Annotated in this window: 25 protein-coding genes and 1 tRNA gene; 14 read left to right on the top strand and 12 right to left on the bottom strand. The window is 74.6% G+C overall.

The window, feature by feature from the left end; translation table 11 throughout:
- Window positions 1-154 precede the first annotated feature (154 nt).
- The 4 genes from egtB (at window position 155) to KC207_RS04430 (ending at window position 4,162) form a co-directional block, all read left to right on the top strand.
- Complete coding sequence (gene egtB / locus KC207_RS04415; protein WP_211601699.1) at window positions 155-1,462, top strand: ergothioneine biosynthesis protein EgtB; 1,308 nt, start codon at window positions 155-157, stop codon at window positions 1,460-1,462.
- The gene (gene egtD / locus KC207_RS04420; RefSeq protein WP_211601700.1) at window positions 1,459-2,454 is read left to right on the top strand and encodes an L-histidine N(alpha)-methyltransferase; all 996 of its coding nucleotides are present in this window, start codon (window positions 1,459-1,461) and stop codon (window positions 2,452-2,454) included. Before egtB ends, egtD begins: the two co-directional genes overlap by 4 nt.
- A 77-nt stretch (window positions 2,455-2,531) precedes the next feature.
- Window positions 2,532-3,374 (top strand): SDR family NAD(P)-dependent oxidoreductase, encoded by an 843-nt coding sequence (locus KC207_RS04425; protein WP_211601701.1) that lies wholly within the window; start codon window positions 2,532-2,534, stop codon window positions 3,372-3,374.
- Entirely contained in the window at window positions 3,371-4,162 is a 792-nt protein-coding gene (locus KC207_RS04430; protein WP_211601702.1) for a 2-oxo acid dehydrogenase subunit E2, read from the top strand. The genes KC207_RS04425 and KC207_RS04430 overlap by 4 nt, the downstream gene beginning before the upstream one ends.
- Window positions 4,163-4,248: 86 nt before the next feature.
- Here KC207_RS04430 and bfr read toward each other — a convergent pair whose 3' ends face one another.
- Both bfr and KC207_RS04440 read right to left on the bottom strand, forming a co-directional pair.
- Window positions 4,249-4,743, bottom strand: coding sequence for a bacterioferritin (gene bfr, locus KC207_RS04435; RefSeq protein ID WP_211601703.1), 495 nt, complete (start codon window positions 4,741-4,743; stop codon window positions 4,249-4,251).
- Window positions 4,730-4,963, bottom strand: a complete 234-nt coding sequence (locus KC207_RS04440; RefSeq protein ID WP_211601704.1) for a (2Fe-2S)-binding protein — start codon at window positions 4,961-4,963, stop codon at window positions 4,730-4,732. Before KC207_RS04440 ends, bfr begins: the two co-directional genes overlap by 14 nt.
- A gap of 358 nt (window positions 4,964-5,321) precedes the next feature.
- Here KC207_RS04440 and KC207_RS04445 point away from each other — a divergent pair, with 358 nt between their 5' ends.
- On the top strand, window positions 5,322-6,395 hold the full coding sequence (locus KC207_RS04445; protein ID WP_211601705.1) for an alpha/beta hydrolase: 1,074 nt from the start codon (window positions 5,322-5,324) through the stop codon (window positions 6,393-6,395).
- A gap of 12 nt (window positions 6,396-6,407) precedes the next feature.
- On the opposite strand, the gene KC207_RS04450 is transcribed toward KC207_RS04445, so the two are convergent.
- Entirely contained in the window at window positions 6,408-7,730 is a 1,323-nt protein-coding gene (locus KC207_RS04450; protein WP_211601706.1) for a condensation domain-containing protein, read from the bottom strand.
- Window positions 7,731-7,778: 48 nt separating this feature from the next.
- Here KC207_RS04450 and KC207_RS04455 point away from each other — a divergent pair, with 48 nt between their 5' ends.
- Complete coding sequence (locus tag KC207_RS04455; RefSeq protein ID WP_211601707.1) at window positions 7,779-8,720, top strand: alpha/beta fold hydrolase; 942 nt, start codon at window positions 7,779-7,781, stop codon at window positions 8,718-8,720.
- Here the strand turns inward: KC207_RS04455 and KC207_RS04460 are convergent.
- Window positions 8,652-10,103: a DNA polymerase IV gene (locus KC207_RS04460; RefSeq protein WP_211601708.1), complete on the bottom strand. Its 1,452-nt coding sequence runs from the start codon at window positions 10,101-10,103 to the stop codon at window positions 8,652-8,654. The genes KC207_RS04455 and KC207_RS04460 overlap by 69 nt on opposite strands.
- A gap of 89 nt (window positions 10,104-10,192) precedes the next feature.
- Here KC207_RS04460 and KC207_RS04465 point away from each other — a divergent pair, with 89 nt between their 5' ends.
- A complete protein-coding gene (locus tag KC207_RS04465) occupies window positions 10,193-11,659 on the top strand; it encodes a hypothetical protein (protein ID WP_211601709.1) in 1,467 nt (488 codons plus the stop codon).
- A gap of 39 nt (window positions 11,660-11,698) precedes the next feature.
- On the opposite strand, the gene KC207_RS04470 is transcribed toward KC207_RS04465, so the two are convergent.
- The 5 genes from KC207_RS04470 to KC207_RS04490 all read right to left on the bottom strand — a co-directional run bounded on the left by KC207_RS04470 (window position 11,699) and on the right by KC207_RS04490 (window position 14,790).
- Window positions 11,699-12,559 carry a DUF427 domain-containing protein gene (locus KC207_RS04470; RefSeq protein ID WP_211601710.1) on the bottom strand — a complete coding sequence of 287 codons (861 nt, stop codon included), beginning with the start codon at window positions 12,557-12,559 and terminating at the stop codon, window positions 11,699-11,701.
- Between the two features lie 106 nt (window positions 12,560-12,665).
- Window positions 12,666-13,115 (bottom strand): DoxX family protein, encoded by a 450-nt coding sequence (locus KC207_RS04475; protein WP_211601711.1) that lies wholly within the window; start codon window positions 13,113-13,115, stop codon window positions 12,666-12,668.
- A gap of 23 nt (window positions 13,116-13,138) precedes the next feature.
- Window positions 13,139-13,387 (bottom strand): hypothetical protein, encoded by a 249-nt coding sequence (locus KC207_RS04480; RefSeq protein ID WP_211601712.1) that lies wholly within the window; start codon window positions 13,385-13,387, stop codon window positions 13,139-13,141.
- A gap of 246 nt (window positions 13,388-13,633) precedes the next feature.
- Window positions 13,634-13,716: transfer RNA gene (locus KC207_RS04485), tRNA-Leu, on the bottom strand.
- A 78-nt stretch (window positions 13,717-13,794) separates the two neighbouring features.
- Complete coding sequence (locus KC207_RS04490) at window positions 13,795-14,790, bottom strand: pirin family protein (protein ID WP_211601713.1); 996 nt, start codon at window positions 14,788-14,790, stop codon at window positions 13,795-13,797.
- Window positions 14,791-14,899: 109 nt separating this feature from the next.
- Between KC207_RS04490 and KC207_RS04495 the strand changes: the two genes are divergently transcribed.
- The 7 genes from KC207_RS04495 (at window position 14,900) to KC207_RS04525 (ending at window position 23,137) form a co-directional block, all read left to right on the top strand.
- A complete protein-coding gene (locus tag KC207_RS04495; protein ID WP_211601714.1) occupies window positions 14,900-15,760 on the top strand; it encodes an FHA domain-containing protein in 861 nt (286 codons plus the stop codon).
- 10 nt (window positions 15,761-15,770) lie between these two features.
- Window positions 15,771-16,271 carry an FHA domain-containing protein FhaB/FipA gene (locus tag KC207_RS04500; RefSeq protein ID WP_211601896.1) on the top strand — a complete coding sequence of 167 codons (501 nt, stop codon included), beginning with the start codon at window positions 15,771-15,773 and terminating at the stop codon, window positions 16,269-16,271.
- 3 nt (window positions 16,272-16,274) lie between these two features.
- Complete coding sequence (locus KC207_RS04505; protein WP_211601715.1) at window positions 16,275-17,648, top strand: PP2C family protein-serine/threonine phosphatase; 1,374 nt, start codon at window positions 16,275-16,277, stop codon at window positions 17,646-17,648.
- Window positions 17,645-19,027: an FtsW/RodA/SpoVE family cell cycle protein gene (locus tag KC207_RS04510; RefSeq protein WP_211601897.1), complete on the top strand. Its 1,383-nt coding sequence runs from the start codon at window positions 17,645-17,647 to the stop codon at window positions 19,025-19,027. Before KC207_RS04505 ends, KC207_RS04510 begins: the two co-directional genes overlap by 4 nt.
- Window positions 19,024-20,478 carry a peptidoglycan D,D-transpeptidase FtsI family protein gene (locus KC207_RS04515; protein ID WP_211601716.1) on the top strand — a complete coding sequence of 485 codons (1,455 nt, stop codon included), beginning with the start codon at window positions 19,024-19,026 and terminating at the stop codon, window positions 20,476-20,478. Before KC207_RS04510 ends, KC207_RS04515 begins: the two co-directional genes overlap by 4 nt.
- A 12-nt stretch (window positions 20,479-20,490) precedes the next feature.
- A complete protein-coding gene (pknB, locus tag KC207_RS04520; protein ID WP_211601717.1) occupies window positions 20,491-22,407 on the top strand; it encodes a Stk1 family PASTA domain-containing Ser/Thr kinase in 1,917 nt (638 codons plus the stop codon).
- A gap of 73 nt (window positions 22,408-22,480) precedes the next feature.
- Window positions 22,481-23,137: an aminodeoxychorismate/anthranilate synthase component II gene (locus KC207_RS04525; RefSeq protein WP_211601718.1), complete on the top strand. Its 657-nt coding sequence runs from the start codon at window positions 22,481-22,483 to the stop codon at window positions 23,135-23,137.
- A gap of 28 nt (window positions 23,138-23,165) precedes the next feature.
- On the opposite strand, the gene KC207_RS04530 is transcribed toward KC207_RS04525, so the two are convergent.
- Genes KC207_RS04530 through KC207_RS04540 form a run of 3 tightly spaced genes read right to left on the bottom strand, consistent with a single transcriptional unit; the run spans window position 23,166 to window position 24,776 of the window.
- Window positions 23,166-23,321: a hypothetical protein gene (locus tag KC207_RS04530; protein ID WP_211601719.1), complete on the bottom strand. Its 156-nt coding sequence runs from the start codon at window positions 23,319-23,321 to the stop codon at window positions 23,166-23,168.
- 4 nt (window positions 23,322-23,325) lie between these two features.
- The gene (locus tag KC207_RS04535; RefSeq protein ID WP_211601720.1) at window positions 23,326-24,027 is read right to left on the bottom strand and encodes a class E sortase; all 702 of its coding nucleotides are present in this window, start codon (window positions 24,025-24,027) and stop codon (window positions 23,326-23,328) included.
- On the bottom strand, window positions 24,024-24,776 hold the full coding sequence (locus KC207_RS04540) for a DUF881 domain-containing protein (protein WP_211601721.1): 753 nt from the start codon (window positions 24,774-24,776) through the stop codon (window positions 24,024-24,026). The genes KC207_RS04535 and KC207_RS04540 overlap by 4 nt, the downstream gene beginning before the upstream one ends.
- Between the last annotated feature and the right edge of the window lie 61 nt (window positions 24,777-24,837).

Below are 24,837 nucleotides of genomic sequence, written 5' to 3' on the forward strand. Positions count from 1 at the left end.
CAGCCGTGATGCGACATGGGGGGAACGGTGCCGCCCCCCTGCCTATTCCTCGTCCACCGAAAATCGCGTCGTTCACCTGCGAGGAGGTGTGGCTGTCGGAGCGATGGGTAAGGATGGACGGACTGACCGGCTACCTGATGGAAGGACCCCGGCCATGACCACCACGACGACGTGGGACCCCACCACGCTGACCAGCCGCTACGACGCCGTCCGCTCCCACACCGAGCGCCTCGCGTCCCCGCTGTCCCCCGAGGACCAGACCGTCCAGTCGATGCCCGACGTGTCACCCACGAAGTGGCACCGGGCGCACGTGACGTGGTTCTTCGAGACCTTCGTGCTGTCCGAGCACGAACCGGGCTTCGCCCCGTTCCAGGACCAGTACTGGTTCCTCTTCAACAGCTACTACGAGGGCATCGGCCCGCGGTACGCCCGCCCCGACCGCGGCCTCGTCACCCGCCCGGGGGCGCACGAGGTCGGGGACTACCGCGGCAACGTCGACGAGCGGATGCGCGACCTCATGACGACGCTCGACGAGGGCACCCTCGACAAGCTCGCCGCGACGATCGAGCTCGGCTTCCACCACGAGCAGCAGCACCAGGAGCTGCTCCTCATGGACATCAAGCACGTCCTCTCCCGCAACCCGCTCCAGCCGGTGTACGCCGGACGCCCCCGCGCGTCCTGCGAGCCGGACGCGATGGGCTGGGTGGACGTCGAGGGCGGGCTCGTCGAGGTCGGCCACGAGGGCGGCGGCTTCTCGTTCGACAACGAGCTGCCCCGGCACCGACAGTGGCTGGAGCCGTACCGCCTCGCCGACCGGCTCGTGACGAACGGCGAGTGGCTGGAGTTCATGCGCGACGGCGGGTACGCCCGTCCCGACCTGTGGCTCTCCGACGGCTGGGCGACGGTGAGGGCCGAGGACTGGGACGCGCCGTTCTACTGGACCGAGCACGACGGCGTCTGGCTCGAGCACACCCTGCACGGCACCTTCCCCGTCAACCCGGGCCTCCCGGTGAGCCACGTGAGCTTCTACGAGGCCGAGGCCTACGCGACGTGGGCGGGCAAGCGGCTGCCCAGCGAGGCCGAGTGGGAGCACGCCGTCGTCCAGGACGGTCAGGCGGGCGCCGAGGCGACGGCCGGCAACCTCGCCGACGACGAGAGCTACCACCCCTCGCCCGCCCCCGACCACGACGGGAAGCACCGGCTGCGCCAGGTGTACGGCGACTGCTGGGAGTGGACGTCGTCGGCCTACCACCCCTACCCGGGCTTCCACCCGCCCGAGGGCGCCATCGGCGAGTACAACGGGAAGTTCATGTCGAACCAGATGGTGCTGCGCGGCGGCTGCGCCCTCACCCCGGCGGGGCACGCCCGGGCGACGTACCGCAACTTCTTCCCGCACCGCTCGCGATGGGCGCTCTCGGGTGTCCGGCTGGCCGACGGCGGCGTCGCGCGGGACCTCACGTGAGCGCGCGACCGGTCGAGCCGCGCGTCGAGGTCCTCCTCGACCCCGACTGGGCCTCCGGCTCCCTCGTCGAGGACGTCCGACGCGGGCTCGGCGGCCTGCCCCGCCGGCTGCCGCCGAAGTGGTTGTACGACGACGTCGGCGCCCGGCTCTTCGACGAGATCACCCGGCTGCCGGAGTACTACCCGACCGAGGCCGAGCGCTCGATCCTCGCGGAGCACGCCGTCGACATCGCCGCGGCGTGCGACGCCTCCACCCTCGTCGAGCTCGGCAGCGGCACCTCCGACAAGACCCGGACACTGCTCGACGCCTTCCGGGCGCCCGACCGGCCCGGGGGGTCGCTGCGCCGGTTCGTCCCGGTCGACGTCAGCGACGCCACGCTCCGCGAGGCGGCCTCGATGCTCAGCGAGCGGTACCCCGGCCTGGCCGTCGAGGCCGTCGTCGGTGACTTCACGCTGCACCTCGGCCGGCTGCCGCGCGGGGACCGCCGGATGGTCGCCTTCCTCGGCAGCACGATCGGCAACTTCTACCGCGAGGAGCGGGCGGCCTTCCTCGGGGCGCTCGCCGACTCGCTCGACACCGGGGAGTGGCTGCTCCTCGGGACCGACCTCGTCAAGGACGAGGGCCGGCTGCTCGCTGCCTACGACGACTCCGCCGGGGTCACCGAGCGGTTCATCCGCAACTGCCTCACCGTCGTCAACCGCGAGCTCGGGGCCGACTTCGACCCCGGAGCCTTCTCGTACGCGCCGCTGTGGGACCGCCGGATGGAGCGGGTCGACATGCGGCTGCGCGCCGAGGAGGACCAGCACGTCACCGTGCCAGGCGCGGGCCTCGAGATCGACGTCGCCGCCGGTGAGGAGATCCGCGTCGAGATCTCGACGAAGTTCCGCTTCGCCGGGATCCGCGACGAGCTCGCCGAGGCCGGCTTCTCCGTCACGCAGAGCTGGACGGACGCAGCGGGCGACTTCGCCCTCACCCTCGCCCGCCGGGACTGAGCCACCGCCGGGCAACCTTCGACACCCGGCGCCGCCGAGATGCCGCGGGAGGCGGCGCGGTCGACGAGACTGGGGCGATGCTCCTGCGCGGTCGCCACGTCCTGCTCACCGGCGCGACGGGGGCGATCGGGCAGCGGCTCGCGGAGGGCCTCGCCGTGCGGGGCGCCCTCGCGACGCTCGTCGCCCGGTCCGAGGAGGACCTGAGCCGGCTCGCCGAGCGTGTCGGCGGGCGGTCGTTCGCCGCCGACCTCACCGACCGGGCCGCCCGGGACGACCTGGTGCCGCGGGTCGAGGCGGGGCACGGGCCGGTCGACGTCGTCGTCCACAACGCGGGGGTCGAGACCGCGGGCCTCCTCGTCGACCTGGGACCCGACGACGTCGAGCGCACGAGCGCCCTCAACCTCGTGGCCCCGCTCGATCTCACCCGGGCGCTCCTGCCCGGCATGCTCGAGCGGGGCCGTGGGCACGTCGTCATGGTGTCCTCGCTCGCGGGGGTGGCGAGCTTCCCGGGTCTCGCGGTCTACGGCGCGACGAAGGCCGGGCTGACGCAGGCGAGCGCCGCCCTCGCGACAGAGCTCCGCGGGACCGGGGTCCGCACGACCGTCGCCGAGCTGGGCCCCGTCGCCTCGCCGATGATGGACCGGGTCCGTGAGCACCCGACCGTCGCCGCCTCCTTCGCGCGGGCCCGGCTCCTGCGGGTGCTGCGCGACCTCGACCCCGACGAGGCGGCCCGAGCGGTGCTCGACGCCGTGGAGGCCGACCGGTCCGTCGTCCGCCGCCCCCGGCGGGCGGCCCCACTCGCCCTCCTGCCCGCGGCGCCGCGCCGGCTCGTCGGCACCGTGCTGCGGGGGGTCCCCGTCGTCCGTGCGGGCGAGCGACCCGACGGGACGGCCGCTCGCCGCGCCGGGAGCGACGCGTGAGCCCTCGGCCCGTCCGGCGCAAGATCGCCGCCGCCACCTGGCGCGCGCCCGCCGAGGGCCGGATCCACGCCCGCACCGTCGTCGACGTCAGCGCCGCCCTCGCCCACGTGGACCACCTGAGGGAGACGACCGGGGAGCGGGTGACGCTGCTGCACCTCGTCGGCGCCGCCCTCGGGCGGGCCCTGCGCGCCGTCCCCGAGGCCCGGGCCCGGGTCGTCCTCGGGCGGGTCGTGCGCACCGACGACTGCACCGTCGCGTTCGCGGTCGACGTCGCCGACGGGCTCGACCTCGGGCCGGTGCGGGTCCAGCACGCCGACCGGGCCACGACGGTCGAGGTGACCCGGAGCCTGTCGGCCTCGGCGGCCACGCTGCGGCGGGCCGAGGACCGGCACCACCGCCGCACGAGCGCGCTGGTGCGGGTCGCGCCGTGGTGGGTCATGCGACCGGTCATGGCGACGGCGAGCGTGCTCGTCGGCGGCTTCGGCGTCCCCGCGTTCGGCCAGCCCGGCCGACCGCTCGGGACGGCCTTCGTGTCGAACGTCGGCAGCCTGGGCCTGGACGAGGCGTTCCTCGCCCCGGCACCGTTCGCGCGGACGGCGGTCTACCTCGCCGTGGGCGCCGTACGGGACCGGCCCGTGGCCGTCCACGGCGAGGTCGTCGTGCGCCCGACGGTCGTCCTCGTCGCCACGGCGGACCACCGCATTGTCGACGGCGCCCACGCCGGCCGGCTGCAGCGGGTGCTCGTCGACCTGCTCGCCGACCCCGCGGCGCTCGACGTGGCAGGCTGACGAGCGGGTCGACCCCGACCACGGGCGCCGGACACGACGGAGGGCCACCCGGCGTCCGGGTGGCCCTCCGTGCCGTGCGGGATCGGTCAGGACGGGTCGGGACCGGTCCCGGGCTCGATCATCGTCGCGAGGTACTGCTGGACGCTGATCCGCTCGATGGCCTCGAGCTGGGACTCGAAGAAGTCGGCGTGCTTCTCCTCGTCGCGGACCATCTCCTCGAAGATCGCGGCCGAGCCGTGGTCGCCGAGGTCGTGGCACTCCTTGGCCGCGGCGTTGAACTGCGCGACGGCGGCCAGCTCGGAGGCGTGCGCGAGCCGGAGCATCTCCTCGGCGGTCTCGCCGACGGTGATGGAGTTCAGCTTCTGGACGTTGGGGTGGCCCTCGAAGAAGAGGATGCGGTTGATGATCGCGTCGGCGTCGCGCATCTCGTCGATGGACAGGTCGTAGAAGACCTTGCCGAGCCGGGTGAAGCCCCAGTTGTCGAGCATCCTCGCGTGGAGGAAGTACGTGTTGGTCACGGTGAGCTCGAAGGTCAGGGCCTCGTTGAACAGGTCCACGACCCGCCGGTCAACTGGCTGCACGGATGCTCTCCTCGTCGATGCTGATGGCCCGCAGGTCGTCCATCGTGCGGGCTCGGACCACGTCATGGTCGCAGACGATCGCCTTGACCGCGAAGACGCAGCCGCCACAGTCGGTCCCCGCACCGGTCTCGCGGCAGACGGCGGCGAGCGAGGTGGCGCCGGCGTCGACGGCGTCGGTGATCGCCCGGTCGTTGACGACCTTGCAGTGACAGATGATCACGCGGCACCTCCGCTCCCGAGCACGCCCACCCCGTCGGTGGTGAGGACAACCTAACCACACAAAGGTGAGGCTCACCTAACAGACCGCTGAGAGCGGGTCGCGCGTTCCGGGGACCGGGACGCCCGTCGCCCGCGGCGCCGATCCCCTGCCTGTCGCCCGATCTCGAGGTCGGGCAACACGCAGGCGCGCGGCGCCGGCTCCCTGCGTGTTGCCCGATCTCGACGGCGGGTCGACCGGGCCCGGTGCTGCGATGTCGCCGAGCACCACGCACCGGGCCGCCGGGTGGCCTCGGCACACAGGGCGCACGTCCGGCCCGCGGTGCCATCATCGACGGGCCACCCCAGCGAAGGGACCTCCCATGACACCGTCGTCCGCCCCCGCCGGCTTCACCTGCTCGCGCGTCGAGACCTCCCGCCTCACGACGAACGTGTGGACGAGCGGCCCGGAGGACGGCCGCCCCGTCCTCCTCGTCCACGGCAACCTCACGACGGGTGGCTTCTGGGCCTACGTCGCGGCCGCGCTGCCCGACGACGTCCGCGTCCTCGCCCCCGACCTGCGCGGGTTCGGGCTGACCGACCCCGAGCCCGTCGACGCGACCCGCGGGCTCGCCGACATGGCCGACGACGTCCACGCCCTCCTCGAGGCCCTCGACCTCGCCGGGACCGGCCGGGTCACCGCCGCCGGCTGGTCGATGGGAGGTGGGGTCGTCCAGCACCTGCTCGTCGACCACCCCGGGGACCTCGGGGCGGCCGTCCTCGTCGCACCCGTGTCGCCCTACGGCTTCGGCGGGACGACCGGTGTCGATGGGCGGCTGGCCTTCCCCGACGGTGCGAGCACCGGTGGCGGCGCCGCGAACGCCGACTTCGTCCGCCGCCTCGCCGCGAAGGACACCTCCGCGGACGACCCCCAGTCGAGTCCGCGGGTGATCCTGCGGACCTTCTTCGGCGCCGAGGAGAACACCGGCGCCGTCGACGAGGACTTCCTCGTCGACGAGCTCCTCACGACCCGGACGGGCGACGACTTCTACCCCGGCGACGCCGTCCCGTCCGAGCACTGGCCCACCGTCGCCCCCGGCCCGCACGGCATCCTCAACACGATGGCGCCGGTGCACTTCCGTACCGCGGAGGACCTCGTCGCCCTCTCGCCCAAGCCCCCGGTCACCTGGGTCCACGGCCTCGAGGACCAGGTCGTGAGCGACGCCTCGCTCTTCGACCTCGCGACGCTCGGGGCCGCCGGCGCCGTGCCCGGCTGGCCGGGGTCCGACGTCCTGCCGTCCCAGCCGATGGTGGCGCAGACCCGGGCCGTGCTCGCCCGGTACGCCGACCGGGGCGGCGTCACCCGCGAGGTGCCGCTCGAGGGGCGGGGACACGGCATCCCGCTCGCGGCGCCGGACACGGTCGCCGACGAGATCGTCGCCCTCCTGCCCCGCTGAGCCGGCGGACGGTCAGCCGGCGAGGCCCCGCAGCCCCTCCTCGACGGCGTCGAGCCAGCCGCCGACGCTGTCGCGCGCCTGCGGGGTGTCCGGGTAGCGGCAGCGCAGGTGCAGCCCCTCGTCGTTGACGACGAACCAGATCATCACGCCGTCGGTGCGGATGGACGCGGACACGTACTGCGTCGCGAGCCCGGGGTCGAGGCGGACCGGCAGCCGCCGCGTGTCCAGCCACGACACGGCGAACATCCCCGGAGCCTGCGGCATCCCGCCCCACGGCGCGAGGATCGGCCCGAGCGGCCACGACCCCAGCTCCATCGCCTCCTTGACGGCCGCCCGACACGCCCGCGGGTCGGGGTCGGCCGACTCGAGGACGGCGTTGGTGATGAACCAGCCGACGGCGTCGTGCCAGCGCTCGTCGTAGCGGCTGTGGACCGGGAAGACCGCTCGCAGCGGCCGCCCGGCGACCTCCCTCGTCACCCGGGTGAGCGCGGACACCGCGAGCGCGATCATCCGCACGCCGGCCCCCGACGCCGCCTCGGACAGCCGCCCGACGCCCGCCGTGTCGAGGACGTCCCGGACCTCGACGACCTCGTCCCGCGGCACGGACACGTCGCCGAGCGGCAACGGGAAGAGGGGCATGACACCGCCCTCGGCCTCGAGGACGTCGGCCCACCGCCGTCGCACCGGGCCCGGCGCCGGCGGACGGGCCGCGAGCTCGGCGGTGTGCTCGGCGAACGACGGGACGGCCGCGAGCCCGCCGCCGACGGGGCGTCCGGCCGCGACGTCGTCGAGCGTGGCCAGGAGGTCGCGGACGAGGACGACGAGGCTCCACATGTCGACGTGCGCGTGGTCGGCGGCGAGGACGGCGACCGGGCGGCGATCCTCCTGGTCGCAGCCCTGCGGGTCGCCGTCCGGCTCGACGACGACGAGCCGGTGCGACGGGGTCGCGAAGGGGGTGCAGGCGTCGTCGAGCACCTCCCGCACCACCTCCCGGGTGGCCCGCTCGGGGGGTGCGTCGTGCTCGACCCACCCCCGCACGGCGAGGTCGACCTCGTGGAGGGTGACGGCGCCCGACCCGCGGTCGAACGCGGTCGTCAGCGTGCCGTGCCGGGCGACGACCGCGGCCCACGCGACGGCGAGCGCCTCGTCCTCGAAGGGTCCCGGCAGCCGGGCCGCGATCGCCATCCAGGACCCGGGCCGGTCACCCTCGCCGACGTGCCGCCCCTGGTCGAACGACACCGGGCGCGCGGCGCCCGGTGGACCGGTCGGCGCGAGGACGAAGCTGCGGACCCGCCCGTGCGGCAGGGCCATCTGCGTGACGGTGGTCAGCCGCATGCGCCGTACTCTAGGGGCACCCCCGACGACGGCTCCCCTGGAGGAAGCGTGTCCACGTTCGACGTCACCGGTGCCACGCTCGACCACGACGTGGCGGGCGACGGGGGCCCGCTCGTCGTCCAGCTGCACGGCCTGACCTCGAGCCGGGACCGTGACGCGCGCATCGGGCTCGACGTGAGCCGGGCGATCGGGGGCCACCGGATCCTGCGCTACGACGCCCGCGGACACGGGCGCTCGACGGGCACCGCGGACCCGGACCGCTACCGCTGGGACGCCCTCGCCGAGGACCTCCTCGCGCTCCTCGACGACGTCGCCCCCGGCGAGCAGGTGCACGGCGTCGGCCCCTCGATGGGCACCGGCACCCTGCTCCATGCCGCGGTCCGCGACCCGGGACGCTTCGCGACCCTCACCCTCACCGTGCCGCCGACCGCGTGGACGACCCGGCGGGTGCAGGCGCGCACCTATCTCGCGAACGCCGACGTCGTCGAGCGCGAGGGGCTCGCGCACTTCGTCGCCCTGGCGCGCGAGCAGGCCGGGCCTCCGGCCCTCGCCGACGCCCCGCTCACCGAGCCGAGCGTCGCCGAGACGCTGCTGCCCGCCGTCCTCCGCGGCGCCGCGGCGACGGACCTGCCCGAGCCGGAGCTCGTCCGCGAGATCGGCGTGCCCACCCTCGTCCTCGCGTGGAGCGACGACCCCAACCACCCGCTGAGCACCGCCGCCCTGCTCCACGAACTCGTCGACGACAGCGAGCTCGTCGTCGCCCGTACCCCCTACGGGATCATGGCGTGGCCGGGGCTCGTCGCCGACCACGTCCTGACCCACCCCGCTCCGCTGGCGCCTTGGGCCCCGCCGGTCGACCCGACGCCGGCCCTGCGCGGGTTCGGCGCACTCTTCCCCTGGCGCCGCCGGGGCGAGGCCGTCTCACCCGTCCAGGGACCCGCCCCCGCCGGAAAGCCCATCCGCAGCGGGGCCGTCGTCGACGAGGGGTGACCACTCCGGGGGTGGCGCCGGGGCGAGGTCCGGATCGTCCTCGGGGAAGGTGCGGATCCGGCCCGGCGGGGTGTGCGGCCCCTCGAACCGCACGGTGACCCGCCCGACGCCGCTGCCCTGGACCCACCCCAGGCCGTGCTCGGAATGCGCGACGTCCTGGCCGGGCCGCCAGCGCGGTCCCGTCGGCTCGGGGACGGCCTCGACGAGCACCGTGGAGCCGTTCTCCTCCGTCGTCACCTCGCCGGCGTCGGGTCGCGCGAACTCCTCGTCGTCCTCGTCCGGCTCCGGGGCGGGCGCCGGCAGGACGTCGTCGAGCAGGCCGTCGAGCAGGTCGGGCTGGGTGTAGAGCGACAGGCCGGACACCCCGACACCGACGAGCCGCAGCCCGTCGCTCACGTCGAGGGCCGCGAGGAGCCGGTCCGCGTGCCGCCGGACGACGACCGGGTCGTCGGTCGGCTGGTCGAGCGTCGTCGAGCGGGTGAGGGTGCTGAAGTCGTGCCGCCGCGCCTTGAGGACGACGGTGCGGCCGGACAGCCCGTCCGTGCGGAGCCGGTCGGTGACCCGCTCGGTGAGCCGCGAGACGTGGCCGCCGAGCCGACCCCGGTCGGTGACGTCCGTGGGGAACGTCGTCTCGGCCGACACCGACTTCGCCGCCCGTTCGGTGACGACCTCGCGCGGGTCGACGCCGAGCGCGAAGGCGTGCAGCTGGGTGCCGTGCGCCCGACCGAGGAGCGCGACGCACTCGTCGGCGCCGATCTCCGCGAGCCGCCCGACGGTGGACACCCCGTGGGCGGCGAGCCGGGCGGCGGTCGCCGGACCGACGCCGGGGATGGCACGCACCGACATCGGGGCGAGGGTGGCGGCCTCCTCACCGGGCGGGACGAGGGCGAACCCGTCGGGCTTGGCAAGGTCGGAGTGGATCTTCGCGACGAGCTTGCTCGTGCCGGCACCGATCGAGGCGGTGAGGCCGGTGCGCTCGCGGATGGCGGTGCGCAGGTCCTCGGCGAGCGCGGTGACCTCGTCGACCGTGGGGGAGGGGTGGGCGGGGGTGAGGTCGAGGTAGGCCTCGTCGATGGACACCTGCTCCAGGAGGGGGGTGACCTCGCGGGCGAGATCCATCACCTGCACCGAGCAGTGCCGGTAGGCCTCGAAGCGCGGCCCGAGGTAGGCCGCGTTCGGGCACCGGCGCCGGGCGTCGGCCGTCGGCATCGCCGAGCGCACCCCGAAAACCCGGGCCTCGTACGACGCCGTCGAGACGACACCGCGACCCCCCACCCCACCGACGACGACCGGCTTGCCGCGCAGGGACGGCTTGTGCAGCTGCTCGACGGCGGTGAAGAACGCGTCGAGGTCCAGGTGGAGGATCACCGGACGCGCACGCACCCCGCCAGTCTGCCCCCGGCCGCCGACCTGCACGGAATCTCCACACCCCACGCACGCGACGGGCCGCCGCCCCGGTCGAGGATGGCGGCATGACGACCGGGGGACCCCACGACCGACGCCGACCCGCGCCGCCGAGCGCGACGCCGACTGCGTCACCGACCTCGCCACCGAGCGCTGCGTCCGGGCGGCCGCGACGCCACCCGCGACGTCGCACGCGCCGCCTCGCCCTCCCGGGGCTCTCGGCCGCGGTCGCCGCCACCCTCGTCGCTCTCGGTGGCTGCTCGCTCGCCGCACCCGTCGCCGACGACCCCGAGGACGCCTCGACCCTCGAGGGCCTCGTCGCGGCCTGGGACACCGCCCTCGCAGGGACGGCCCCGGCGACGCGCGGCGCGCTGACGCAGGCCCTGCGGGACCTCGAGCCCGAGGTGGCGGAGGGCCGCGGGACGGTGCGGTACGTGCCGGTGCTCGGGCGGGACCAGGACCTCGAGGAGGACGACCCCGTCGCGCTCGTCGTCTGGGAGCAGCGCACCGGCCCCGACCCCTTCACCGACGACGTCCCGCGGTGGGAGTCGATGTGCGCCCAGGTGCACGTCGACCGGTCCGCCGCCTCGCTCGTCGCGACCCAGCGCCGGTGCCCCGGGAGCGTGCCGGACGAGCCGCCGGAGCGGCCCGGCGGCCGGATGCCCGAGGGGATCGACGCGAGCGTCGTGACGGAGGGGTCGCTCCTCCGCGGCGTGGCGACGGCGACCGGCTCCTCCGCGGCCCCCCTGCGTCGGGCGACCAGCGCCCGTTCCCCGGGCGGCGCCGTCGACGCCTCACCCTGCCTCGACGGCGACCTCGTCGCGGCGACGGACCGGCTCACGGTGACGATCGGCGCGCGGGACGAGATGGTCGTCCGGGTCGTCAACGTCTCGGCGATCCCGTGCACCGTGCCGCCGCCGGACGACCTGCGCGCCACCCAGAACGGTTCCACCCCGACGCTCGACGCCCGGACGGCGCCAGGCCCCGACGTCACGCTGCACCCTCGGGAGTCCGCGACGACGACGCTCACCTGGCGACCGAGCCAACGCGTCGACCGGGAGACCCCCCAGCGGCTCGTCCTCGGCGTGGGCGGCCTCGAGCTGCCCGTGCATGCGGGTGTCGGCCTCCCCGTCGCCCCGCTCTCCGCGGAGGTCGGCGCGCGCGTCGACCTCTCGGCCTGGACCGTCCTCGGCTACGGCGCCACCCCCGACGACCGTCCGCTGGCCGTCGACGTCGCCCCGCGCTGCGAGCCGAAGGACCTCGCCGTCCGGACACTGCCACCGGCCGACGGGTCCGGGTCGGGGGCGCCCCCGCGCGCTGAGCTGCGCACCGTCGGTGTCCTCCCGTGCCGGGTCGACCCCGCGGTCCGGTGGCCTCCGCTGCCGGACGGGCTGCCCCCGCTGCTGCCGGGTCCGCCGGTCGTCCTGACCCCGGGGTGGGCGGCGACCGTCGACCTCGCGGCGCCCCTCGACGAGCGTCCGGGCGAGGTCCTCGTCGCCGGTCGCTGGGTCGCGGTGCGGACCGGCTCCGGCTGAGGCGCAGGAAGGACCGGCGGCTCGCACCGCACGCTCGGGTCACTCCACCGTCGTCGTGAGCCCGTCGGCGAGCAGGCAGAGCATCCCCTGGGCAGGGCCCGCCTCGGGCAGCGCGTCGGGGTAGGTCCACGCGACGTCGGCGGGGCCGCCGGCGAGCGAGCGATAGTGCGCGACGCCCTTGTAGGGGCAGACCGTCCGGGTCGGGCTCTCGAGGAGCAGGTCGGTGCGCACGTCCTCCTGCGGCACGTACCAGCGCACCGGCAGAGCGGTCTCGAAGACGCCGACCGCCCGGGTCGTGTCCGCGAGCACGACGTCGTCGCCGTCGTCGCGGTGCCACGTGACGACGACGCGCCGGCTGCTCGGGACGGCGTCGACCCGGTGGTAGGGGTCGCGGGGGTGGCCGAGGAGCACGGCGTCCTCCTCGAGGACCGCGTCGAGCGGGTCGTGGCCGTCGTCGCCCTCCTGGTCCCGGGCGTGCGGCGGCAGGAGGTCGAGGCGGTCGAGGGCGACCCCCGCGAGACCGGCGAGCTCCTCCATCCCCTCGACGGGGTCGCGGTAGAACCAGAACAGGTCCTCGACCACCCGGTCACCGACCCGCACCCCGGCGTACGTCGCGTCGCCCTTGAACGGGCAGTGGGTGCGGGTGTCGCTCGGGACGAGGGCGGCGTCGTCGAGGTCCTCGACCGGCACGTAGTACACGGGGAGAAGGTTCGACTCGTGGAGCAGGACGGCGCCGGTCGAGTCGAGGACGGTGCGGGCGCCTCCGGAGCCGTCCCCGACGCGGACCCGGACCCGCTTGTCGGTCGGGGCCAGCATCACCTTGTGCGCCGGGCCGTCGACGGTGAAGTTACCGGTGCCCGGACGCGAGGACAGGGGGCCAGGGGGGAACGTCAGTGCCATGGGGGGTCAACATCGACCGACCGCGAGGACTTCCGCGCGACCCACCCGACCCGCCCCACCGCGAGGTGACGCGCCGACCGCCGGTACGGACACCCGGCGTGTCAGGTCACCTCGCCGTCGACGCCCCGTCGCGGTCCCCGGCGTAGAGCGCGGCCGCGACCATCGCCGGCTGCCCGAGCAGCCGGCCGGCACGCTTCTCGTCGGTGTCGAGGCCGAAGCCGTCCTTGCGCTCCAGCCACTGCGCGACGTTGCCGGGGAAGACCGCGACGAAGAACGCCGCCCCGAGGCGACCGACGCGCGCCCGCGCCGGCTGCCGCCACGCGAGCAGCGTGGCCGCCCCGAGCGCGATCTCGGCGTAGCCCGACCACACGACGACGTCGTCCGGGTCGAAGGGCACCCACTCGGGCACCTGCGCCTGGAACTCCTCCCGGGCCACCGTCAGGTGCGCCACCCCGGCACCGACGAGGGCGGCCCCGAGCGCGACCTTCGTCAGCCCGCGGGCGACCCGCCCCGTGCGTCCCCGACCGTCCTCGACCTGCGTGTCAGTGCGTCCCATCCCCCGATCATGCCCCGTCCGGCTCAGCGGCCGCGGGCCCGGCGCCACGCCGCCCGGGCGCTGAGAGCGGACACGAGGGCGAGCAGCCCCGCGCAGCCGGTGAGGTACCAGCCCTCCCGGCCGACCGGCCCGTGCGGCTCGGCGACGACGAGCGCCTCGACCTTGGCGGGCATGAGGGCGACCACGACGGTGAGCACCGTGAGGACGAGCGCGAGCGCGGTGTGCGCGATGGCCTGGCGCACCCGATCCCGGCGCACGCTCGACGGCGTCATCCCCAGGCCTCCTCTCCGCGGTACGAGGACACCGGCAGTGTCCTCCGACCAGGAGGCCCGGGTCGACCCCCTGATACCTCGCACCGGGAGCGACCCCGACCCCGCACCGGACGACGACCGGCCGGCGGGCCGGTGAACCGGTGCCGGGACCCCGACTCACCGCCCCGCCGGTACCGCCCACCCCCCGGAAGGGCACCGAACGACCGAACGGCCCCGACCGGTGAGGTCGGGGCCGTTCGGGTTCGGTGCGCAAGGGGGGATTTGAACCCCCACGCCCGTAAGGACACTGCCACCTGAAGACAGCGCGTCTGCCGTTCCGCCACTTGCGCGTGGTGCTCGTGCGAGCCGTACCAGTGTGCCCGATGGAGGCCCGATGCTCCAAAGCGCTCGCGGGTACGGCGTCCGCGTCACGACATCGCGGGCGCCTCGGCCTCCGGGTGCCCCGGTCGGCCGCGATTGCCCCGCGAGCGCAGCCGCACTCCGGGTAGGGCGGGCGCCGGGATGCGCGGTGTCTCCCCCGAGTAGCCGTCGACACGGCCGAAGGGTCCGGCCTCCTCGCCGTCCGCCCCGGACTCCCAGGCCTCCCGGGCGGCGACGACCTCGTCGTGGCTGCGGCCGACGAAGTTCCACCACATGACGATCTCCTCCCCGAACGGCTTGCCCGCGAGGACGAGGACGCGGGCCCCGTCGGACCCGGCCCGCACGACGCGCGGACCCGGCGACGACGCGGCCGCAGGGTCGGCGGCGTCGACGACCCCGAGCTCGGCCCGCTCGAGCGCCTGGCCGCAGAACGTCACGCCACCGTCGTCGACGAGCACCCCGACCTCCCAGTCGTCGGGGACCGGCAGCCCGACCTCGGCGCCCCCGTCGAGGACGACCTCGACGCCGAGCAGCGGCGACTCGGTGCGCACCGGCGACGCCGCCCCCCAGAGCGACCCGACGAACACCTGGGCCGTCACCCCCTCGGCGGGCCGCAGCACCTCGGGCACGTGGTGCTCGAAGCGCGGCTCCACCCCGGCGGCGGCCTCGGGCAGCGCCACCCACAGCTGTGCGCCGTGGAGCACGGTCGTCGCCGACGTCGAGACCTCCGAGTGCGAGATCCCCCGGCCGGCCGTCATGAGGTTGACCTCGCCGGGCCGCACGAGCGCGGTCGTGCCCAGCGAGTCGCGGTGCTCGACCTCGCCGGAGAACAGCCACGACACGGTCGCGAGCCCGCAGTGCGGGTGCGGCGCCACGTCCATCCCCCCGGTGGCGGCGACGTCGTCCGGTCCGTAGTGGTCGGCGAAGCACCAGGCCCCGACGAACGACCGCTCCCGGGCGGGCAGCGTGCGCCGCACCGTCATCGCCCGGGGACCGCCGAGCGGCACCTCCCGCGGGCCCAGCACCTGCACGACGTGCTCCATGGCCCCACGGTACGCACCCGCCCGGACGGGCGTCCTCGGCGGCGTCCGGACGGTCGGCAAGTACGCTGGGCGGACGTCTGCCGACCCGAGACCGTGGAGGAGGTGCGCCGTGGGGCTGCTCGACCGCCTCGAGGCGGGGATCGAACGCGCCGTCCAGGGCACGTTCGCACGTCACCTGCGCTCCACCGTCCACCCCGTCGAGATCGCCAGCACGATCCGGCGGGCGATGGACGACCGCGCCGTCTCCTCCTCCGGACGCGCCATCGTCCCGAACGTCTTCGTCGTCGAGCTGAGCACCACCGACTTCGACCGACTCGCCGCCGACGACCTGCAGGGCGTCGAGGACGACCTCGTCGCCGCGGCCGAGGAGCACTGCGACGGCCAGGGCTACCAGCCGGCCGGCCCCATCGACATCGTCTTCGAGGAGCACGACGACCTCGAGACCGGCGTCTTCCGGCTCCGCCCGTCCAAGGCCTCCCGACCCCGGGCCACGGGGACGACCGGTCAGCACCAGCGGCTCGACCGCTCCGGCTCGGCCGGTCGCTCGTCCGGCCCGGCCGCCGCCGCGGGGGCCGGGGCCGCCGCGGCCGCCTCCGGGGCCGACGACGACGAGGCCACCCGCGCCCACGCGCAGCGTGAGGCCCCGCCGAGCCCCCCGCGCCGCAACAACCCGGCCGACCGGCCGTGGCTCGACGTCGACGGCGAGCGCTACCCGCTCATGGGGGCGATGACGATCCTCGGGCGGGACGACGCCGCCGACATCATCCTCGACGACCCGGGCATCTCCCGGCGGCACAGCGAGCTGCGGGTGACGACCGACGGCCCGCACTTCGTGACGACGGTGCGCGACCTCGGCTCGACGAACGGCACCTTCGTCAACGGCGAGCGGATCTCCAGCGCCCACCTCGACGACGGCGACCGGATCACCGTCGGACGGACGTCGATCACCTTCCGCGCGGGCCGGCGGTGACCACCCGATGCTGAGCGAGCTCACCCTCACCGTGCTCCGGCTCGGTCTCCTCGTCCTCCTGTGGCTCTTCATCTTCGCCGTCGTCGGCGTGCTGCGCGGCGACCTCTACGGCACCCGCGTCAACCGACGGCCCACGACCCCGGCCCGCGGCACCCCCGCGGTGCAGCCGCCGCCCGCGCCCCCGCGCCGGCGCGGCCTGCCGAAGCCGGTGAAGAAGGGGCCCTCCCGCCTCGTCGTCACCGCCGGGCCGCTGTCCGGGACGACGCTGCCGCTGCACCGCAGCGGCACCCTCATCGGCCGCAGCCCGGAGTGCGCGCTCGTCCTCGACGACGACTACGCCTCGGGCCGGCACGCCCGGATCTACCAGGACGACTCCGGGACGTGGATGGTCGAGGACCTCCGCTCGACGAACGGCACCTACCTCGGCGCGACCCGCCTCACCGAGCCGCGGGAGGTCGCCGTCGGCAGCGTCCTGCGCATCGGGCAGACGATGCTCGAGCTGCAGAGGTAGCCGATGCCCTTCGCCTTCCACTACGCAGCCCGGTCCGACGTCGGCATGGTGCGGTCCAAGAACGAGGACTCGGGCTACGCCGGACCCCACCTGCTCGCGATGGCGGACGGGATGGGCGGTCACGCCGGCGGCGACGTGGCCTCCTCGACGGTCGTCGCGGCGCTCGTCGACCTCGACGGCGAGTCCTTCTCCGGCCGGGACGCGAGCCAGGCCCTCCTCGACCGGATCCACGGCGCGAACCGCGACATCGGCGCGCAGATCGGCGACGACTCCGACCTCAGCGGGATGGGGACGACCCTCATCGCGATGCTGCGCACCGGCGAGAAGATCACCCTCGCTCACATCGGCGACTCCCGGGCCTTCCTCGTGCGCGACGGCCAGGTCACCCAGGTGACGAAGGACCACTCCTTCGTGCAGAACCTCGTCGACGAGGGGCGGATCAGCCCCGAGGAGGCCTCGACCCACCCGCAGCGCTCGCTCGTCACCCGGGTCCTCACCGGGGACGACGGGGACGAGCCGGACCTCGTCGTGCGCCAGGGCAAGGCCGGCGACCGGTACCTCATCGCCTCCGACGGCCTCACCGACTACGTTGCCCGCGACACCGTCGACGAGGTCCTCATCGGCACGGCCGACCCCGGCGAGTGCGCCGACCGGCTCGTCTCCCTCGCCCTCAAGGCGGGTGCCCCGGACAACGTGACCGTCGTCATCGGCGACCTCGTCGACATCTCCCGGGTCGACGCCCCGCCGACCCAGCCCCAGGTCGTCGGCGCCGCCGCGGCCGCCCGGCGCGGCACCCGTCCCATCCCCACCTCCCCCGCCGCCAAGGCCGCGGCGCTGACGAAGCAGGCGACGGGTGACGACGAGGACGAGGGGCTGACCCTCGCCGAGGAGGGCCCGCGCGGCACCCGGGGCACCGTCCTGCGCGCCGCCGCGGCCCTCGTCGTCGTCGGCGTCGTCCTCGCCGGCGGCGGGTACGCCGCGTACGCGTGGTCCCAGCAGCAGTACTACCTCGGGGCGGAGGAGGGCCAGGTGACGATCTTCCGCGGCGTCGACCAGGACCTCGGCTGGGTGTCGCTGTCGAGCCCGGAGCTGCGGACCCCCATCGCCGTCGACGACCTGCCGACGTCCTACCAGCAGAGCATCGAGGCCGGCATCGAGGCCACCGACCGCGCGGACGCCGACGAGCGGGTGGAGGAGCTGACCCTCCAGGCGGAGGCGTGCCGCTACGCCCGCTCGCAGGGCGACCCCTGCCGGACCGTCGCGAGCACGTGGACGACGCCGACCCCCACCCCCACCGGGTCGGTGACCGGATCGCCCACGGGCACGGGCACGGCCACACCGACGCGCACGCCCACGCCGACGGGGAGCGCCTCATGAGCATCGTCTCCTCGCTGAGCCCCCGCAGCGGGCGGTCCACCGAGCTCGTCCTGCTCCTCGGGGCCGTCGGCATCGTCGGCGTCGCCTACGTCAACCTCGGCCTCGCGACGACCGGCACCGTCCCGCCGGGGCTCGCCGCGCTCGGCGCCGGCTACCTCGGGGTCACGCTCGCGTTCCACCTCGTCCTGCGCTGGCGGGCCAAGCACGCCGACCCGCTCATGCTGCCGATCGTCACGCTGCTCAACGGGCTCGGCCTCGTGATGATCCACCGCATCGACATCGCCCGCGGCCGCGACCTGTCCGACGGCGTCGCCCTGCGCCAGCTCATGTGGTCGGCGCTGGCCGTCGGCATCGCCACCGCCGTCCTCGTCGTCCTGCGCGACCACCGGCTGCTGCGGCGCTACACCTACATCGCCGGGGTCGGCGGCTTCGCCCTGCTCCTGCTGCCGCTGCTGCCGGTCATCGGGACCGAGGAGTTCGGCTCGCGCATCTGGATCCGCCTCGGGCCGCTGTCCTTCCAGCCGGGCGAGGTCGCCAAGCTCGCCCTCGCCGTCTTCTTCGCCGGCTACCTCGTCCAGACCCGGGACGCCCTCTCGGTCGCCGGGCGCAAGATCCTCGGGCTCACCCTGCCCCGGGCGCGCGACCTCGGGCCGATCCTCCTCGCGTGGGGGGCGAGCCTCGGCGTCCTCGTCTTCGAGCGTGACCTCGGCTCCTCGCTGCTGTTCTTCGGCCTGTTCGTCGCGATGCTCTACGTCGCCACGGAGCGGGTGTCCTGGATCGCCATCGGTCTCGGCCTCTTCGTCGCGGGCGCGTACGTCGCCTACCTCGTCTTCGGCCACGTCCAGACGCGGGTCCTGCTGTGGCTCGACACCTTCAGCCCGGAGGCCCTCGAGACCTCCGACCAGCTGGCCCGCGGGCTCATGGGGATGGCGGCCGGCGGGATGGTCGGCACCGGTCTGGGCCAGGGACGCCCCGACATCACCTACCTCGCGGAGTCCGACTTCATCATCCCCAGCTTCGGCGAGGAGCTCGGGATGATCGGCCTCTTCGCGATCCTCACGCTCTACGCGCTGCTCGTCGAGCGAGGGCTGCGCACCTCGCTCGGCACCCGTGACGGCTTCGGCAAGCTGCTCGCGGCCGGGCTGTCGTTCTCGCTCGCGCTGCAGTGCTTCGTCGTCGTCGGCGGGGTCACCCGGATCATCCCGCTCACCGGCCTCACGGCGCCCTTCCTGTCCTCCGGCGGGTCCTCGCTCCTCGCGAACTGGGCCCTGCTCGCCCTCCTGCTGCGCATCTCCGACCACGCCCGCCGGCCGCTGCCCGACCCCTCGGAGGCCGAGGCCGTCGGGGCGGCCCACACGCAGGTGGTGAAGCTGCCGTGAACGCCCCCGTCCGCCGGCTGTCGCTCCTCGTCGGTGCGCTGTTCGCCGCGTTGCTCGTGTCGACGACGCTCATCCAGTACGTCTTCGCCGCCGACCTCAACGCCCGCGGCGACAACCGGCGCACCCTGCTCGCGACGTACGCCCGCGAGCGCGGCGAGATCCTCGTCGGCCAGGACGCCGTCGCCCGGTCCGTCCCCACCGACGACGAGTTCCGCTTCCAGCGCGAGTACGCGGACGGCGAGCTGTACTCGCACGTCACCGGCTTCTACTCCTTCTACGGGGCGTCGGGCGGTCTCGAGCAGGCCGAGAACGCGCTGCTGTCCGGGGCGAGCGACAAGCTGTTCTACCGCCGCGTCTCCGACCTCTTCACCGGCCGCTCGCCGCAGGGCGCGACGCTCGAGACGACCCTCGACCCCGCCGTCCAGCAGGCCGCCTCCGACGGCATCGGCGACAACCGCGGCGCCGCCGTCGCGCTCGACCCGCGGACCGGCGCCGTCCTCGCGATGGTGAGCAAGCCGACGTACGACCCGAACTCGCTCGCCGGCCACGACCTCGCGGCGCTCGACGAGACCTACCAGCAGCTGCAGGGCGCGGAGAACCGACCGCTCGTCAACCGGGCCATCGGCGGCGACCTCTACCCGCCGGGGTCGGTCTTCAAGGTCGTCACCGCGGCCGCCGCCCTGTCCGACGGGGAGTACACCGCCGACTCCGTGCTGCCCGGCGGCGCGGAGCTCGACCTGCCGCTCACCGACACGCCGCTGCCGAACTTCGGGAACCAGCCGTGCAGCGCCTCCGGCGAGGTGACGCTGCGGCAGGCGCTCATCACCTCGTGCAACCCGGCGTTCGGCGACCTCGGGATGAAGCTCGGCCAGGACACCCTCCGGGAGCAGGCGGCGATGTTCGGCTTCGGCGACGAGCTCTCCGTCCCGATGCGGGTGACGCCGAGCAGCATCGGCGCCGACCTGAACGAGCCGCAGCTCGCGCAGTCGGCCATCGGGCAGTTCGAGGACCGGGTCACCCCGATGCAGATGGCGATGGTCGCCGCGGGCGTCGCGAACGACGGCATCGTCATGCAGCCCTACCTCGTCGAGTCGGTCATCGGCTCGGACCTGTCGGTCATCGAGTCCGCCGACCCGGGCGAGCTGTCCGAGGCGGTGAGCCCGGACGTCGCCGAGACCCTCACCGAGATGATGGTCGCGACCGTCGACGAGGGCACGGGGCGCAACGCGCAGATCGGTGGGGTCCAGGTCGCCGGCAAGACGGGCACGGCCGAGCACGGCGAGGGGCGGCGCGCCCACGCGTGGTTCATCTCCTTCGCGCCGGCCGACGACCCGCAGATCGCGGTCGCGGTCGTCGTCGAGGACGGTGGCGAGTCCGGCGAGCAGACGGGGGGTGGCGCGGTGGCGGCACCGATCGCGCGCCAGATGATGGAAGCACGGCTGAACCGGTGAGGAGTGCACGACATGAGTGACGTCCCTGAGCTGCTCGGGGGACGGTACGAGGTGGGCGACCTCCTCGGCCGGGGCGGCATGGCCGAGGTCCACAAGGGGTTCGACACCCGGTTGGGCCGGCCCGTCGCCGTCAAGATGCTGCGCAGCGACCTCGCCCGGGACGCGACGTTCCTCAGCCGCTTCCGCCGCGAGGCGCAGTCCGCGGCGGCGCTCAACCACGCCTCGATCGTCGCCGTCTACGACCATGGCGAGGACCACGTCGTCACCCAGTCCGGCGGCGCGACGATCAACGTCCCGTACATCGTCATGGAGTTCGTCGACGGTCGGACGCTGCGCGAGGTCCTCACCGAGAAGGGCCAGCTCGAGCCGACCGAGGCCATCCGGGTCACCGAGGGGGTGCTCGACGCCCTCGCCTACAGCCACCGGCAGGGCATCGTGCACCGCGACATCAAGCCCGCGAACGTCATGATCGGCGGGGACGGCGCCGTCAAGGTCATGGACTTCGGCATCGCGCGGGCGATGGCCGACGCGAACGCCACGGTCACCCAGACCCAGGCCGTCATCGGCACCGCGCAGTACCTCTCCCCGGAGCAGGCGCAGGGCCAGTCCGTCGACGCCCGCTCGGACCTGTACTCCGCCGGCTGCATGCTCTTCGAGCTGCTCACCGGCCGGCCGCCCTTCCAGGGCGAGAGCCCGGTCGCCATCGCCTACCAGCACGTCGGCGAGCCGCCACCGCCGCCGTCGCGGTACGCCGACGCCGACCTCGACCCCGACCTCGACGCCGTCGTGCTCCACGCGCTGGAGAAGCCGCGCGAGAGCCGGTACCAGGACGCCGGCGAGTTCCGCGGCGACCTCCAGGCCGTCCGGCTCGGACGTGGGGTCAGCGCGTCCGCGAAGGCGTCGGCCGCGGCGGTGGCCGGTGCAGCCGCGGGCGCGGCGGGCGCGGCCGGCGCCGCGGCGGCGGCGCACGGTGGGGCGACCCAGGCCCTGCCGGCGACCGGGGGCGCGGCGGCCGGGAAGTACGCGCAGGACCGGACCGCCGCCTACCAGATGCCCGGCGAGTCGGGCACGCCCACGCCTCCGCCCCGGGACACCCGGGAGGACCGGTACGACGACGAGCCGCGACGCAGTCCGGCGGCGTGGACCGCGCTCATCGTCGCGGTCGTCGCGGCCCTCGGGCTGCTCGGCTACGGCCTCTACACCCAGCTGCGCGAGGACCCGGTGACGACGGTGGCGGTCCCCGACGTCACGGGGCAGCCGCAGCAGACCGCCGAGCTGAACCTCACCCGCGAGGGCTTCCCCTTCGACGTCCAGGTCGTCGCCGACGACGAGGTCGAGGAGGGGACCGTCATCTCGCAGACCCCTGCGGGCGGGACCCAGGCGGAGCCGGACACGACCGTCCGGCTCACCGTGTCCGGCGGGCCCGACAACGTCTCCGTGCCACCCCTGGAGGGGCGGTCCCTCGACGAGGCGGAGAACCTCCTCGCCGACCTCGGTCTCCAGCTGGGCACGGTGACCCGCACCGACGACCCGGAGGCCGCGGAGGACGAGGTGATCTCCAGCGACCCCGCTGCGGGCGACGAGGTGCAGCCCGGGACCCGGGTCGCGCTCGAGGTCGGCACCGGTCAGGTCGAGGTGCCGAACGTCGTCGGGCTGTCCCAGAACGAGGCCCAACGCGAGCTCGCCGACGCCAACCTGCGGGTCGAGACGGAGTACCGGCAGACGAACGACGCCGACGAGGGCACCGTCATCGAGCAGGACCCCTCGAGCGGCGGCAGCGTCGACACCGGGTCGAGCGTCCAGATCGTCGTCGCCCAGCGGCAGGCGCCGACGGTGACCCCGACGACGGTCACGCCGACCCCCTCGGAGTCGCCGACGCCGAGCGAGAGTCCGAGCCCCAGCCCGTCCCCGAGCGAGGGCGGCGACTGACCCGCGCCCCTGAGCGAGGGCGGCGGCTGGGCCGCCGGTGCGTGGGGCCCGGGCGACGAGGCACGATAGGGGCATGACCCGCGTCCTCGTCGTCGACAACTACGACAGCTTCGTCTTCACGATCGTCGGGTACCTCGAGCAGCTCGGGGCCGACTGCGAGGTCGTCCGCAACGACGCCGTCGCCCCCGCGGACGCCGCCGACTTCGACGGCGTCCTCGTCTCCCCGGGCCCCGGCACCCCCGAGGAGGCCGGGGTGTCGATGGCCATGATCGAGGGCTGCGCCGAGCGGGCCCAGCCGATGCTCGGGGTCTGCCTCGGGCACCAGGCGCTCGGGGTCGTCATGGGCGGCGTCGTCGGACGGGCGCCCGAGCTGCTGCACGGGAAGACCTCGACCGTGCTCCACGATGGGTCGGGCGTCCTCGCCGGGCTGCCGGACCCGTTCACCGCGACCCGGTACCACTCGCTCACCATCGAGCCGGCGTCGATGCCGGACACCCTCGTGGCGAACGGGCACACCGCGTCCGGGGTCGTCATGGCCGCGCGGCACGTCTCCCTGCCGCTGCACGGCGTGCAGTTCCACCCCGAGTCGGTCCTCACCGAGGGCGGGCACCGGATGCTCGCGAACTGGCTGCTGCTCACGGGGATGGACGACGCCGTCGAGCGCTCGGAGGGCCTGTCGCCGCTCGTCCACGACGCCGCCGGCGTGGCCCGAGCCGTCGCCGCCGACTGACCGTCGAGCGAGGCGTCGCCACAGGTCGTCAGCCGACGGTGTTGTCGTTGAAGGGCAGGGAGTCGGCGACGGCGGGGAAGACCCACTGGAAGAGCACGACGACGACGGCCGCGAGCAGCACGAGGGCCTCGATCGCCTTGAACCAGGCCGGCCCCGGCAGGGCGCGCCACAGGGCGGCGTACATCGGGTCAGGCCTCCGGGCTCACGCGCGGACCGGTGACGTCGTTCCAGTCCTCGAGCCGCCACTGCTCCCGCGGCACGGTCTCGACGAGCCGCCCGTGCGTGACGTAGCGGTGCGTCGCCGAGTACTTGGGGTGGCAGGACGTCATCGTGATGAGCGCCTCCTCGGGTGCGGCCCCGGGGTCGTCGGGCACCGGTTGGATGACCTGGGTCTCCCACGGGCGGACGATCTCGGAGCTCTCGATCTCGTAGACGAACACCTCGGGGCGGGTCTCGATGATGACCCGGTCGCCCTCGCGGAGCGCGTCGATGGTGTGGAACGGGCGGCCGTACGTCGTCCGGTGGCCGGCGATCGCGAAGTTGCCGACCTCGCCCGGGTCGGCGCTGCCGTCGTAGTGGCCGACGCCCAGCTCGAGGACCGGCCGACCCGTGCCCTCGATGACCGGGCGAGCGTAGTCCTCGCCGAACCGGGGGACGCGCACGATGGCGAAGGCGGCGTCCTCGTCGAGGTCGGGATAGGCGTCGGCGACCTCCGGGGGCAGACCCGTGCCGCCGCTCGCGAAGTCGTCGGCGAGCGCCTGGACGATGCGCTCCTGGTCCCGTTCGGCGACGACGTCGGTCCACCACAGCTGCCAGGCGACGAAGAGCAGGACGAGCGCGCCGGCCGTGATGAGGAGCTCGCCGAGCCCCCCGACGAGGCGCCGGATCACGACTCGTCCACCTCGGCGTGGGCGAGCGAGATGCTGCCGGAGTACGCGGGGAAGGTCTGCTCGCCGACGTCGGCGACGGAGTAGCCGAGCCCCACGGCGGTCGACCACTGCCGCAGCGTGTAGACCGCCGGGTCGGTGTCGAGCGCCTCCTGCATCGCCGCCGGGTCGCCGATCGCCGTCACCACGTAGGGCGGTGAGTACACGCGGCCCTTGAGGACGAGGGTGTTGCCGACGCAGCGGACGGCACTCGTCGAGACGACGCGCTGGTCCTGGAGCATCATCGCCTCGGCCCCGCCGGACCACAGAGCGTTGACGACGGCCTGGACGTCCTGCTGGTGGATGACGTAGTCGTCGGGGTCGGCGCCCTCCGGGACCTCGCCACCGACGAGCTTCGCGTCGTCGAGGGTCACCCGGACGGCGGGCCCGGCCACCGCGGTGCGTCCGGCGGACGGGGCGATGGCCGCGGCGCGCGACTCGAGCCCGGACGTCGTCGCGTCACCGGGCGCGAGGGCGGCGGTCGCCTCGTCGACCTCGGCCCGCAGGGTGCGGATCTGCTCGGTGCGTGCCGTGTTGACCTGGGTCTGCTCGCGGATGAGGTCGGGCAGGCGCGCGTAGTCCTCGCGCACGTCGCCGCCGTCGGAGACCCGGACGCTCGAGGCGAAGAGGGCGCCGGCGACGAGCGCCGCGACCGGGACGAGCCAGGGCCGCGGCGAGGGTCGCCGCACCGCTCCCGCGTGGGTGCCTGCCACCCCGTCACCTCCGTCCGCGCGTGTCGACGTCTACGCTAGGCCACGACGCTGAACGAATCCG

It is taken from the genome of Phycicoccus avicenniae, assembly GCF_018139485.1.
GTDB classification, from domain to species: Bacteria; Actinomycetota; Actinomycetes; order Actinomycetales; family Dermatophilaceae; genus Phycicoccus; species Phycicoccus avicenniae.

Excerpts from the sequence above, each read along its gene's own strand:
- egtB (WP_211601699.1), top strand. The coding sequence starts at position 155 with ATGACCACCACGACGACGTGGGACCCCACCACGCTGACCAGCCGCTAC.
- KC207_RS04425 (WP_211601701.1), top strand. The coding sequence starts at position 2,532 with ATGCTCCTGCGCGGTCGCCACGTCCTGCTCACCGGCGCGACGGGGGCG.
- KC207_RS04445 (WP_211601705.1), top strand. The coding sequence starts at position 5,322 with ATGACACCGTCGTCCGCCCCCGCCGGCTTCACCTGCTCGCGCGTCGAG.
- KC207_RS04450 (WP_211601706.1), bottom strand. The coding sequence starts at position 7,730 with ATGCGGCTGACCACCGTCACGCAGATGGCCCTGCCGCACGGGCGGGTC.
- KC207_RS04465 (WP_211601709.1), top strand. The coding sequence starts at position 10,193 with ATGACGACCGGGGGACCCCACGACCGACGCCGACCCGCGCCGCCGAGC.
- KC207_RS04470 (WP_211601710.1), bottom strand. The coding sequence starts at position 12,559 with ATGGCACTGACGTTCCCCCCTGGCCCCCTGTCCTCGCGTCCGGGCACC.
- KC207_RS04475 (WP_211601711.1), bottom strand. The coding sequence starts at position 13,115 with ATGGGACGCACTGACACGCAGGTCGAGGACGGTCGGGGACGCACGGGG.
- KC207_RS04480 (WP_211601712.1), bottom strand. The coding sequence starts at position 13,387 with ATGACGCCGTCGAGCGTGCGCCGGGATCGGGTGCGCCAGGCCATCGCG.
- KC207_RS04490 (WP_211601713.1), bottom strand. The coding sequence starts at position 14,790 with ATGGAGCACGTCGTGCAGGTGCTGGGCCCGCGGGAGGTGCCGCTCGGC.
- KC207_RS04505 (WP_211601715.1), top strand. The coding sequence starts at position 16,275 with ATGCCCTTCGCCTTCCACTACGCAGCCCGGTCCGACGTCGGCATGGTG.
- KC207_RS04510 (WP_211601897.1), top strand. The coding sequence starts at position 17,645 with ATGAGCATCGTCTCCTCGCTGAGCCCCCGCAGCGGGCGGTCCACCGAG.
- pknB (WP_211601717.1), top strand. The coding sequence starts at position 20,491 with ATGAGTGACGTCCCTGAGCTGCTCGGGGGACGGTACGAGGTGGGCGAC.
- KC207_RS04525 (WP_211601718.1), top strand. The coding sequence starts at position 22,481 with ATGACCCGCGTCCTCGTCGTCGACAACTACGACAGCTTCGTCTTCACG.
- KC207_RS04530 (WP_211601719.1), bottom strand. The coding sequence starts at position 23,321 with ATGTACGCCGCCCTGTGGCGCGCCCTGCCGGGGCCGGCCTGGTTCAAG.